This window comes from Saccharothrix sabaoui (assembly GCF_051756985.1).
Lineage (GTDB): Bacteria > Actinomycetota > Actinomycetes > Mycobacteriales > Pseudonocardiaceae > Actinosynnema.
The window spans coordinates 15056-27226 of record NZ_JBPKJK010000071.1 but is presented as its reverse complement, the minus strand read 5'-3'; the positions used below and the strand labels follow the sequence as shown (position 1 = coordinate 27226).

At 76.9% G+C, this 12171-nt stretch carries 9 protein-coding genes; 2 read left to right on the top strand and 7 right to left on the bottom strand.

Annotated elements, in window-relative coordinates; all coding sequences use genetic code 11:
- Nucleotides 1-67: 67 nt before the first annotated feature.
- A complete protein-coding gene (locus tag ACR807_RS22380; RefSeq protein ID WP_438923335.1) occupies nt 68-313 on the bottom strand; it encodes a three-helix bundle dimerization domain-containing protein in 246 nt (81 codons plus the stop codon).
- Nucleotides 314-519: 206 nt separating this feature from the next.
- Between ACR807_RS22380 and ACR807_RS22375 the strand changes: the two genes are divergently transcribed.
- Nucleotides 520-1980, top strand: coding sequence for a serine/threonine-protein kinase (locus ACR807_RS22375; RefSeq protein ID WP_438923334.1), 1461 nt, complete (start codon nt 520-522; stop codon nt 1978-1980).
- Between the two features lie 31 nt (nt 1981-2011).
- On the opposite strand, the gene ACR807_RS22370 is transcribed toward ACR807_RS22375, so the two are convergent.
- The 3 genes from ACR807_RS22370 to ACR807_RS22360 all read right to left on the bottom strand — a co-directional run bounded on the left by ACR807_RS22370 (nt 2012) and on the right by ACR807_RS22360 (nt 7973).
- Entirely contained in the window at nt 2012-4858 is a 2847-nt protein-coding gene (locus ACR807_RS22370) for an AfsR/SARP family transcriptional regulator (protein ID WP_438923333.1), read from the bottom strand.
- A 208-nt stretch (nt 4859-5066) separates the two neighbouring features.
- Nucleotides 5067-6986: a tachylectin-related carbohydrate-binding protein gene (locus ACR807_RS22365; RefSeq protein WP_438923332.1), complete on the bottom strand. Its 1920-nt coding sequence runs from the start codon at nt 6984-6986 to the stop codon at nt 5067-5069.
- A gap of 177 nt (nt 6987-7163) precedes the next feature.
- Nucleotides 7164-7973, bottom strand: a complete 810-nt coding sequence (locus ACR807_RS22360; RefSeq protein ID WP_438923331.1) for a YhjD/YihY/BrkB family envelope integrity protein — start codon at nt 7971-7973, stop codon at nt 7164-7166.
- A gap of 55 nt (nt 7974-8028) precedes the next feature.
- Between ACR807_RS22360 and ACR807_RS22355 the strand changes: the two genes are divergently transcribed.
- Nucleotides 8029-8706, top strand: coding sequence for a CDP-alcohol phosphatidyltransferase family protein (locus ACR807_RS22355; RefSeq protein ID WP_438923330.1), 678 nt, complete (start codon nt 8029-8031; stop codon nt 8704-8706).
- On the opposite strand, the gene ACR807_RS22350 is transcribed toward ACR807_RS22355, so the two are convergent.
- From ACR807_RS22350 to ACR807_RS22340, 3 genes are read right to left on the bottom strand one after another with little or no spacing between them, the layout of a single operon-like run.
- The gene (locus tag ACR807_RS22350; RefSeq protein WP_438923329.1) at nt 8678-10138 is read right to left on the bottom strand and encodes a phytoene desaturase family protein; all 1461 of its coding nucleotides are present in this window, start codon (nt 10136-10138) and stop codon (nt 8678-8680) included. The two genes, ACR807_RS22355 and ACR807_RS22350, sit on opposite strands and share 29 nt — an antisense overlap.
- Entirely contained in the window at nt 10138-11256 is a 1119-nt protein-coding gene (locus ACR807_RS22345; protein WP_438923328.1) for a glycosyltransferase family 2 protein, read from the bottom strand. Before ACR807_RS22345 ends, ACR807_RS22350 begins: the two co-directional genes overlap by 1 nt.
- Nucleotides 11253-12035, bottom strand: a complete 783-nt coding sequence (locus ACR807_RS22340) for a carotenoid biosynthesis protein (RefSeq protein WP_438923327.1) — start codon at nt 12033-12035, stop codon at nt 11253-11255. The genes ACR807_RS22345 and ACR807_RS22340 overlap by 4 nt, the downstream gene beginning before the upstream one ends.
- Nucleotides 12036-12171: the final 136 nt, after the last annotated feature.

The window sequence follows — 12171 nt, the reverse complement described above, 5'->3', positions numbered from 1 at the left end:
CTGAGCGGGCTGGGCGAGCCGGGCCGTCGCGGGCCGGGCGGGCCCGAGCGGGGTGGGGCGTCGGCGGTCAGCGGCCCGCCCGCAACCGCTGCTGCGCGGCCCGCGCCGCCAGGATCGGCAGGAAGTTCCGCACCCGCGCGTGCCGCGCGAGCCGTTCGTAGGCGTCGGTGACGGCCCGGCGGACGACGTCGTAGCCCACCCGCCCCGACAACCGCCGCGTCAGCTCTTGGGCGGCCTGGTCCAACTGGACCTCGACCCGGGCGTGCAGCCCGCTGGGATCGCGCACCTCGTGCCCCGACAGCTTGTCCGCCATGACGACCTCCGGTTCGTGGGACCGCACCGGGATCGGCCATTGTGGTTAACCGGCGGTGCACACCGATCAAATTCCCGGTTAACGACTGTGCCGCGGCCGGCGACCCGACGCCCGACCTGGGATTCGACCACGACAACCGCCCCGTCCTGTCGAGACGGTCGGGCGGGCTCGCGTTTGCGCGGGCGTCGGCGGGGGCACACGGTGGTGTGCACATCCCAGGTCCGGAGGAAGCGACGGCGGCGCCGACCGCCGGCGGGGAACTGCTGGCCGGCCGGTACAGGTTGGGCGAGGCGGTGGGGGTCGGCGGCATGGCCGAGGTCCACCGCGGTTGGGACGTGCTGCTGCGGCGCCACGTCGCGATCAAGGTGTTCCGCCCCAACGACGACCTCGACGCGGCGCGGCGGTTCGACAACGAGGTGCGCACGCTCGCCAACCTCTCCCACCCCGGCCTGGTCCGCGTCTACGACGCCGGCACCGACGGGCGCGTGCCGTTCGTCGTGCTGCACCTGGTCGAGGGGCAGACGCTGCGCGACCTCGTCGCGCGCGGACCGCTGCCGGTCGACGCGGTGCGGCGGCTGGGCGCGCGGCTGGCCTGCGCGCTCGCCTACGTGCACGACCAGGGCGTGGTGCACCGCGACGTCAAGCCGTCGAACATCCTGCTCGACGAGGACGACGAGCCCTACCTCGCGGACTTCGGGCTGGCCCACCTGACCGGCACGACCCGGTTCACCCGCGACGACCAGATGATCGGCACCGCCGCCTACCTGGCCCCGGAGCAGGTGCTCGGCGCCGACGTGGGCCACGCCGCCGACGTCTACGCCCTCGGGCTGGTCCTGCTCGAATGCCTCACCGGGAAGCGCGAGTACCCGGGCAGCGAGGTCGAGACGGCCGTCGCGCGCCTGCACCGGTCGCCGGTGCTCCCGGCGGACCTGCCCGACGACCTGACCGCGCTGCTGGGTGCGATGACCGCCACGGCCGCCGACCAGCGCCCCACCGCCGAGGACTGCGCCCGCGCGCTGCACGCCGACGAGCTGCCCGTGCGGCCGGTCGGACCGCGCGCCGCGCCCCTCCTGCCCCCGCCCGTTGAGCACACGCTCGCCGAGCACACACCCGCCGAGCGCATCGCCGCCGAGGACGTGGCGGTCGGGCGCGCGGCGAGCGCGGCCGAGCAGACGATGCCGGCGGTCACCGTGCGGCGGGTGCCCAAGGGCAAGCTGCTCGCCACGGCCGCGTCGCTGGTGGGCGCGTTCGCCATCACGTGGGCCGTGCTGCCGGGCGCCCAGCCCGCCACCTCGACCCCGACGGACGCGGGCACCGGGAGCACCGCCACCACCCAGGCCGGCACGCCCGCGCCGGAACCCGCCGTGCACTCCCTCGTCGGCGGGGACGCCGACGCCGGTCCGGACGCGGTGATCGCCCCCACCTCCGGGGCGCAGGAGCCCTCCGCGCCGCCGAGCACGACCAGCGCCCCGCCGCAGCCGACCACCAGCGGCGCGGTCCCGTCCGGCGAGCCGGTGCCCTCCACGGAGCAGTCGCTCCCCGCGGAACCGCCGGTGACCTCCGACGTTCCCCAGCCGACCTCGGGCGCGCCGGAGCCGAGCGTCCCGCCCACCGAGGAGTCCGAGGTGGCGGACGTCCCCGAGCCGCCCACCGACACCATGCCCTGACCCGGCGCCTGGCACCCGGCACCGCCACCCGTCATCCGTCGCCTTGTCGCCGGCGGGGCCCGGCGGTGGCGCGGTCGAGGTCGTCGAGCTGCCGCCGGACGCGTTCGGCGTCGGCGTCGCGGCCCAGCCGGCGGTACAGCTCCAACGCCTCCCGCCACACCGCACGGGCCTGCTCGTGCTGACCCAGGGCGGCGTGGGGGTGGCCCAGCCGGTCGAGGATCGTGGCCGCCTGGGTGGTGCTGCCCAGGGTGCGCAGCAGCACGAGCGCCTGCCGGTAGTGGTGGGTCGCCTGGTGGTGCCGGCCGGTGTCGTGCGCGATGAACCCGAGGCTGTCCAGGGTGTTCGCCTCGCACTCGGGGCTCGGGTGGAGCCGGTGCAGGGTGAGGGCGGCCTCGCAGTGGTCGCGGGCGGCGTCGTAGTCGCCCAGGCGGGCGGAGTGCCAGCCCACCGCGTTGAGCGCGACGGCCTCCCGCACCGGCTGGTCGAGGGTGCGGTAGAGGTCCAGGGCGTGACGGGCGTGCTCCAGGGCCCGCCGGTCGTCACCCCGCCGCTCCCAGGCGGTGGAGAGGGCGTGGTGGGTGTGGGCCTGCTGGGAGGGGTCGCGGTGGTGCTCGGCCAGGGCGAGCGCCCGGTGCAGGTGCTCGACCGCCTCCTCGTGCTGCCCCAGCTCGGCGTGGGCGTGGCCGAGGAGCCGGTGGGCGAGGACGCGCGCACCGTGGTCGGGCAGGTGGGCGGCGGCGTCCACGGCGGTGCGCCACGCGGTCAGCGCGTCGTGGCGGTGCCCGCGCCGCTGCTGGAAGGTGTGCAGGGTCCACGCCAGGTGCCACGCGGCCCGGTGGCGCTGGTGCTCGGCCGCCGTGCGCTGGGCGGCCAGCAGGTGCGGGCGGTGGGTGTCCAGCCAGGCCAGCGCCGCCAGGCGGTCCGGCAGCGGGTGGGGGTGGGCGCCGGGGACGGGCGGGTCGAGCCGGATCGGCGTGCGGTTGGGGCTCAGGAGGCGGTCGGCGGCGTGGGCGGTGTGCCGGTAGAAGTCGACCACCCGCTCCAGCGCCGCCTGCCGCACGGGTTCCGGGAGGTGGTCGTGGGCGGTGGCGGCGGCGTAGGCGCGGACCAGGTCGTGCAGGGCGTACCGGCCGCCCGGCGCGTGGGTCGCGAGGGAGGCGTCGACCAGCGCGTGCAGCGCGGTGCGGGTGTCGCGCGGGGACAGGCCGATGAGGCTCGCGGCGGCGGGCAGGTCGACGTCCGGGCCGGGTGCGGTGCCGAGCAGGGCGAAGGCGGTGCGGTGCCGGTCGGCGAGGTGGCGCAGCGACCAGGACAGGACGGCGGGCAGGCTGGTGTCGGGGTCGTCGGAGTCCAGTGCGTCGAGGCCGAGTTCGCGCAGGTCGGTGACGGTGTCGTGGAGCAGGTCGGGGGTGCCGCGGACGCGGGCCGCGATCAGGCCGAGGGCGAGAGGGAACCCGCCGCACAGCGCGATCAGTTCGGTGACGGCCCGGTTGGCGGCGGTGGTGCGGGTGGTGCCGAGTGCGGAGTGGAGCAGGGTGCGGGCGTCGGTGTCGGTGAGGACGTCGAGGTGGAGGGGGTGGGCCCCGTGGCGGGCGGGGAGGGCGGGGAGCCGGTTGCGGCTGGTGATCAGGACGGTGCAGGAGTGGCCGCCGGGCAGGAGCGGGGTGACCTGGTCGGCGGTGGCGGCGTTGTCGAGGAGGATGAGCATCCGCCTGCCGGTGGTGTGGGTGCGGTAGAGGGCGGCGCGGGCGTCGAGGTCGTGGGGGTGGTGGTCGCGGTCGACGCCGAGGGCGGCGAGGAAGTCGCCGAGTACGCCGGCGGCCTGCTTGGGTGTGTCGGGGCTGAAGCCGCGCAGGTCGGCGGTGAGTTGTCCGTCGGGGAAGCGGTGGGGCTCGCGGTTGGCCCAGGCGAGCGCGAGCCAGGTCTTGCCGATGCCGCCGGTGCCGCTGATCACGGCGATCGTCGCCGCGCCGGTGCCCCCGGGCGGCGGGTCCGGGTGGACGAGGACGCGGTCGAGTTCGGCCAGCTCGGCCGCGCGGCCGGTGAACGGCCCGGGTGCGGCCGGCAGCTGGAGCGGCACCGGAGGTCCGCCCGGCGTCACCGGGGGCATGGCCGGCGCCACCGCGGCCGCGGGCAGCGCGGGGTCGGCGTTCAGGACGCTCCGGTGCAGCTCCTGGAGCGCGGGGCCCGGGTCGGTGCCCAGGTCCCCGGCCAACCGCTCCCGCAGGTGCCGGTAGTGCGCCAGCGCGTCGGCGGTGCGGCCGGCCTGGTGCAGGGCCAGCACGTACTGGCCGGCGACCCGCTCGTCCAACGGGTGCTCGGCCGTGCGCGCGGCCAGCTCGGCCACCAGGTCCGGGCCCTGGCCCAGCCGCAGCCGCGCGTCGGCCAGGTCGTGCCGAGCGGCCAGCCGCTCCCGCTCCAGCACGTCCCGCTCGGCCTCGGCCCACTCGCCGCCCAGACCGGCCAGGGCCTCGCCGCGCCACAGCTCCAGCGCCTCCGCGCACGCCCGTGCGGTCGCCGGGACGTCCCCGGCCCGCGACCGGTCGCGGGCCTCGGCGCACAGCTGCCGGAACCGGTGCAGGTCGACCGCCGCCTCGTCGGCCACCAGCACGTAACCGCCCGACCGCTGCCTGATCGCCACCCCGGCCGCGGGTTCCAGCGCCTGGCGCAGGCGGGAGATGTAGCTGCGCAGCGTGGACCGGGCCCGCGGCGCGGCGGCCGGACCCCACACCCGCTCGACGAGCCGGTCCACCGGCACCACCCGGCCGGCGTCCACCGCCAAGGCGGCCAGCACGCACCGCTGCCGCGCGGGCCCCAACCCCACGCGGTGCCCGTCGACGCGCGCGACCACCTCACCCAGCAGGCGCAACACCACCACGGCGGCCCCCCGGCCTCGACGTCACCCTGCCTCAGCTATATCGCGCTGACCAGCGCGCTTCACGGCATTCCGAGGGTGGTTCACACCAACGGCCGCCCGTTTCGGCGGTCACGCCCCACGGACGGGTGCAGCGCACCCACGGCGCGTTGAGCGGGGTGTGGCAGCGGTCGCCGGCTGACGGGTGGCCGGCGACCGCTGCCGCCACCTATCAGCCGGCGGACGTGCCGCGGAACGCGGTCGGGGCATCCCCGGTCGGGACGGCCCCGGCCGGGGCGTGGACCGTCGCGATCAGGCCCTGCGGGGTGCGCCAGGTGAAGATCGGGCTCCCGTCCGGCAGGACCGCGCCGCCGGGGTCGGTGGCCGTGTCCTCGAAGTAGCGCACCGCCCAGTCGCCGAAACCGCCCGCCGGTGCCAACTGGCCGGCCTGGTGCACGAAGCCGTCCGTGCCCCGGACCGCCAGCTCCACCAGCCCGCCGCCCCGGACGACCGCGGCGGGCGGACCGGCCGCGACGAAGTCGCCCAGCGACGCCCACGTGCCCGGGAACGCGCCCGCCACCTCGCGCTGGGTGTCGACCGTGCCGTCCGACCGCCGGACGAACACCTGGAGGTCGCCGTTGGCGTGCACCACGGCCGCGGGCGTGCCCACCGCGTCCGGGCCGACCGCCCGCCACGCCCCGAGCACCCCGCCGGTGACGGTCGCGGCGCGCACGCCGCCGTCCGGGAAGCGCGCCACGACCTCGTCCTCCGCGCCGTTCGCGACCACGGTGAACTCCGCGGTGGGGCCGGTGCCGAGGGGGAACCAGGTCGAGTGGGTCCGGCGGTGCAGGGTGCCGGCGGCGTCCACCGCGTAGGCGGTCAGCGAGCCGTCCGGCTGCCGGACCAGGACCGGGTCGCTCACCATCCAGCCGCCCTGGTCGACCAGGGGCGTCGTCGACCACGCGCCGGCCCCGGTCTTGCCCCGGTAGGACGCGTCGTCCGAGCTGTTGGCCAGCACCTCGAACCTGCCGTCGGAGCGCACGCCCGCGCCCGGCCGGCCGGTGAAGCCGTGGTGCTCCGGGAACGTGTGGTAGTCGATGATCACGAAGTCGCCCGCGTTGCGCTGCCGCGCGGCGGTCAGGCCGCCCGCCGCGTTGACGTAGAAGTACGACAGGTGCCCGTCGGGGCCGACGACCGGCGTGATCGGCGCTTCCCGGCGGACCGGCACGGACGGGCGGGTCGGCGTCGGCAGGCCGGTGAGCCGGCAGCTGTCCGCGTTGGCCGTCACGTCCAGCTCGCCGTAGAACCCGGTGCCCACCTTGGTGCCGACGTTGACGGCCCAGTGGTCGCCCTCCTCGTACCAGCGGTACCACATCAGCTCGCCGCCGTTGTTCGCGCGCGAGGCGTAGAGGACGTCACCGCCGGGGGAGAAGATCCGGTTGTAGACCCCCCAGGCCCGGCCGACCTGCTGGGCGTGCTTGACGAACCGGTTGGACGCGGCGTGCCACCGGTACCGGAAGAGCAGGCCGTCGGGCTTGCGGGCGTACAGCACGCCGTCACCGGCGGCCACCACGAGGTCGTACTGGCCCCAGCCGGTGTCGATGACCTTGCCGTTCCGGGTGTCGGGCGTCCAGTCGCCGGTGGCGTCGTCGCCCTGCCAGATCCGCACCTTCAGCGACCCGTCGGCGGCGATCTCGTACAGCCTGCCCTTCTCGTCGACGGTCACCTTGTTGCGGTGCTCGGCCTGGGAGTAGCGGCTCCAGCCGGTGCCCACCACGCGGTTGGCCGTGCCGTTGAACATCTCCCAGGCCGTGCCGGTCCAGTGGTAGCGGCGCAGGTCGCCGGTGGCGTTGTCCACCATCAGGTACACCACGCCGCCGGGGCCGGCCACGGTGCGCCCGATGTGCCAGCCGCGCCCGACCGCGTTCACCTTCGCGCCCCAGCTGGTGACGCCGGTCTCGGGTTCGTTGTGCGCGTAGTGCCACAGGTCGCCGTTCGGCTGCACGCCGACGACCAGCGCGGCCGAATGGCAGGTGAGCGTCGCCGCGGCCGACGCCGGGTGCGTGGGCACGGCCGCCAACGATGTGGCGAGCAGCGCGGACAGGGCCAGGCCGAGGCCGTTCCTGGGCAGGGTCGAACCGCTTCTCCGCATGACTGCTTCCCCCCGGTGCGAGTGATCGTCCTGTTGCGGAAAGTACCTGCCGCGCAGGGGGGTCGGAGGGCTTTTGCGACGGGCTCCGGCTCGACACCCCGGTCGTGCTGAACTTCCCGTACTCCCCGCCGCTGCCCCCGGCAACACCTGCACCTTCCAGTACTGACCCGCCCGCTCTCAGCGCGCGCGGTGGACGGCGTGCGCGCTGAGCAGCACCCGGTAGGCGAGCAGCAGGATGATGTGCAGCAGGTACAGCCACAGCCCCAGGGCGCCCACCGCGCCCACCGCGCGCAGGCCCGCGAAGGGGAACGCCCAGTCGACCGGGATGGCCAGGAACAGCAGGAAGCCGTGCAGGAAACCGGTCAGCACCGCACCCGTGCAGAAGCCGCCCACGACGGCGAACGCGCGCGGCAGCAGGTTCGGGCCGGTCGCCAGGAACACCAGGCACAGCGCCACCGACAGCACGACCCAGTCGACGTGGAACGACACCGCGACGCCCCGCACCGCCGACCACCCGCCCGCCAGGTAGTCGGGCGCGACCGACGGCGCGACCGCCAGCGGGGCGGCCAGCAGCAGCGGCGCGACGACGAGCACCGGCAGGAAGCCGATCCGGCCCAGCCAGCCGGTCTTCGCGCCGGACGGCTCGCCCGCGATCTGGAGCAGGCCGCGGCGCAGCCCCTCGCCGTAGAGGCTCGCGGGCAGCAGGGTCGACAGCAGCACGGGCCAGGACGCGCCCAGGGCGGCGTCGGTCAGCGCGCGCAGCGCGGGCCCGGGGTCCTGCGCGTCCGGCAGGGCGTCACCCAGCAGCCGCGCGCCGTCGGTGACCAGGTCGGGTCCGAACAGGACGGCCGCGCCGCGCAGCGCCAGCAGCAGCACCGGCACCACGGCCAGCGCGGCGAAGAAGGAGATCCCGGCCGCCCACAGCGCGAGGTCGCGCCCCCGCAGCGCGGTCAGCGCGTGGCGCAGCACCGCACGGGCTGTTCGCATGGCCGCGTGTACCCCGTGACCGGCGCGCGCACACCGCCCGCCATACGGTGGTGCGGTGGACGAGGTGCGTGGTTGGTCACGGTTGCACGGGCACGACGTGTCCGGCAACAGGTTGGCGGTGGGCTGGATCAGGATCGTCCACCTGCTGGCGCGGCGGGTGCACCGGGTGTCGCCGGACGCGCTGTCGGCCGCGGGCGTGGTGGCGGCGGTGGCGGCGGTGGGCGTGGCGGCGGCGGGCGGCCGGTGGGCGCTGCTCGCGTGCGCGCTGGTGGTGCTGTCGGGCCTGCTCGACGGGGTGGACGGCGCGGTGGCCCTGCGCACGGGCCGGGCGCGGCCCCTCGGCGCGGTGGTGGACGCGGTGGCCGACCGGGTCGCCGACGTGTGCCTGGTGGTGCTGCTGGTCGTGCTGGGCGGCCCGGGGTGGCTCGCGGCGGCGGTGGGCGCGTCGGTGTTCCTGCACGAGTACGCCCGCGCCCGTGCCCAGGGCGTCGGGATGACCGGCGCGGGCGCCGTCACGGTGGCCGAACGCCCGACGCGGGTGGTCGTCGCGGCGGTGGCCTGCCTGGGCGCGGGGGTGTGGCCCGGCGGCACGCCGTGGGTCGGCTGGTCCTGGGGCGCGGTGTGCCTGGCGCTGTGGGCGGCGGTGGCCGCGGTCGGCGGGGCGCACCTGGTGGTCGCGCTGCGGCGCGGCCTGCGCGGCCGGGTCATGCCGGACCTATCAGCTCCGCGGTGATCCTGGCGGACATCGCCACCAGCGGCAGCCCGCCGCCGGGGTGGGCGGAGCCGCCGACCAGGTAGAGGCCCGGCACGGGGCTGCGGTTGGCCGGGCGCAGCAGCGCGGCGCGCGCGCCGTTGGAGGACGAGCCGTACAGCGCGCCGCCGACCGAGCCGGTGTCGCGCTCCCAGTCGGCCGGGGTGCGCACCTCGCGCCACAGCAGGCGGTCGCGCACGTCGTGGCCGCGTTCGGCGAGCACGTCCAGCACGCGGTCGGCGTAGCGGTCGGCCAGACCCGGCTCGGTCCAGTCCACCTGGCCCTGGCGCGGCGCGTTGACCAGGACGAACCACGCCTCGTGGCCGGCGGGAGCGACGGCCGGGTCGTCCGGGGCGCACACGTACACCGTCGGGTCGGGCACCGGGCGCGGGTCGCGGCCGAACAGGGCGTCGAACTCGGCGTCGTAGTCGGCCGGGAACAGCACGCGGTGGTGGTACGGGCGCGGCGAGCGGCCCCGCAGGGCCAGCAGCAGGACGAAACCCGACAGGGACGGCACCGCGCGGGCCAGCGCGCGGCGCGGGGCGCGGGCGCGGCGGTCGGTGAGCAGCTCCTCGTAGAGGTGGCGGGCGTCGGCGTCGGACACGACCAGGTCGGCGGGCACGGTCGTGCCGTCCGCCAGGACCACCCCGCCGCCCGCCGGGCGGACCTGCGTGACGCGGGCGCCGAACGCGAAGTCCACGCCGAGCTTCCCGCAGTGCTCGAACAGCGCGTCGCCGAGCCGGCGCAGGCCGCCGCGCACGTACCAGCCGCCGTGCCGCTGCTCGACGTACGGGACCACGGTCATCAGGCCGGGCAGGCGGCGCGGGTCCGAGCCGCTGTAGGTGGCGTAGCGGTCGAGCAGCATCCGCGCCCGCGGGTCGGACAGCCGCCGGCCCGCGGTGCGCAGCGTCCGCCACGGCGCCAGCGCCCACAGGTCGCGCACGCTCGCCGAGCGCCGCACCAGGTCGCCCACCCCGTTCAGCGGGCGTTGCAGCACCGACTCGCCCACCAGGTCCCACAGGCGGGCGGCGTCGGCCATCAGCTCCGCCCACTCCCGCCCGGTGCCGCCGCCCAGCGCCTCCTCCAGCGCCCCGGGCACCGCCGCCGCGTCGTGCGGCACGTCCACCTCGGACCCGTCGGCGAAGCGGTAGTGGCAGGTGGGGTGCACCGGCACCACGTCCACCGCGTCGTCGAGGTCGCCCCCGGTCTCGGCGAACAGGTCGCGGTAGACCTGCGGCAGGGTCAGCAGCGACGGGCCGGTGTCGAAGGTGAACCCGTCGCGGCGCAGCTCGCCGAGCTTGCCGCCGTGCGTGCCGGACTGCTCCAGCACGGTCACGTCGTGCCCGGTGGCGGCCAGCCGCGCGGCGGCGGCCAACCCGCCCATCCCCGCGCCGACCACGACGACGCGCGCCATCAGCGGCTCCCGTGCAGCGGTCGGTTCTTCCAGGTCAGCGTGCCCGCGCGGCGCGCACGCCAGGACCGCGCCAGCAGCCGCAGCAGCGCGCCCACCGACACCGGGTGGGCCAGCGCGTCCGGCCACGCCCGGCCGCCGGTGCGCCGGGCCGCCACGACCCGGCCAGCCACGGCCGCGGCGTACCCCAGCAGGCCCACCCGCGAACCGGCCAGCGCGGCCACCGGCGGCAGCACGAACAACCAGCCCAGCAGGGCGGCGAGCAGCACCGCGGCGGCGGGGGTGCCGGTGGCCGCCCACAGCGACTTCTCGTACCCGGCGGCCACCTCCGACCAGCCCCGGTACATCCGGCACTCGGCCACCGCGCTCCCGTCGGCCACCGCGCCGCGCCCGCCCGACCGCTTCACCGCCCGCATGAGCGCGATGTCGTCCAGCACGGCGTCGGCGACGGCCTCGAACCCGCCGCAGCGCCGCAGCGCCCCGGCGTCGACCACGAAGAACTGGCCGTTCGCCGCGCACAGCGACTCGCGCGGCGACCGCTCCGCCAGCCGCAGCGGCAGGAACACCAGCCACGACCACTGGAGCAGCGGCTGCACCAGGCGGGTCGCCGCGTCGTCGGCCAACTGGCGGGGGAACGGCGACACGGCGTCCAACCCCGCCGACCGCAGCAGGCCCACGGCGGCGGCCACGGCGTGCGGGGCGAGCACCACGTCGGCGTCCACGAGCACCAGCACCCGCCCGCGCGCCTCGGCGGCGAGCCGCGCGCACGCGGCCGGCTTGCCGGGCAGGCCGTCCGGGGGAGGGGAGCCGGTGATCAGCCGCACCCCGGGGTCGCCCGCCGCGACCGCGCGCACCACGTCGGCGGTCCCGTCGGTCGAGCCGTCGTCGCAGACCAGGACCTCCAGGTCCGGCACACCCCGCTGGGCCAGCAGCGACCGCAGCGCCGGCGCGATGCGGTGGGCCTCGTCGCGGGCCGGCACCAGCACCGACACCGGCTCCGCGCACGGCGGCGGGTCGGCGGGCGGCGTGCGGACCAGGCGCGCGTTGACCAGGGCGTGCGCGGTGCCCAGCGCGGCCGCCACCGACCCGCTCGCGACCAGCGCCCCCAGCACCCGCCTCACCGGTGGGCCCGCCACAGCGCGACGGCGAACGGCACCGCGACCAGCCCCATCAGCAGCCCGCCGACCAGCGACGAGCCGGGCCGGTCGAAGAACGCCGCGTGCGCCCACACCGACGACCCGAAGGTCCACAGGTAGAGCACGGGCGCGGGACCGCGGCGCAGGTCCACGCCGGTGTCGCCGAGCAGGGCGTGCAGCGCGCCGGTGATCAGCACGGCCACCAGCAGCCACCCCGCGAAGTTCGTCAGCGGCACGCCCGCCACGCCGGGCAGCGCGGGCGTCGGGTCCGCCCACGTCCAGTGGCCCGCGTCGACCATCTGCGGGTCCAGGAACACGTCCCACGACGCCAGCGCCCACCCGGCGACCGGCACCACCGCCCACCCGCGCCCGAGCACGCGCCCGACCAGCACCGCGGGCCAGGCCATCATGATCCACGCCAGGGGCACGAGCAGCGGGACGCCCAGCACCTGCACGCCCAGCGACCCGGTGTAGGCGTACTCGCCGAACGGGAACCCGGTGCGCACCCCCACCGCCTCGGCGAGCAGCCCGCCGCCCCCGGCCACCGCGATCAGCACCCCGGCGGCGCGCGGACCGAGCCGCGAGGCCGCGTCGAGCACCGAGGCCAGGCAGAACAGCACGACCGAGAGCACCGTGGTGGTCAGGCGGTCGGCGGGGTCGGTCATCGAGTAGACGATCTGGGCGAGCACGACGCCGCCACCGAGCAACCAGGCGGCGACCGCGGGCGCGTGGACGGGAACGCGGGGGGCCGCACGCGTCGACATGCGGAAAACCCTAACGGCGCTCACCCGATCGGGCTGGATGAGCGATCGGCGACCCGGGCGCGGTGAGCGCGATCACCTCGCCGGGCGTGACGCACGGCCGACACCCGTTCGCGCTCGCCCCGCCGCTCGGCCGCCC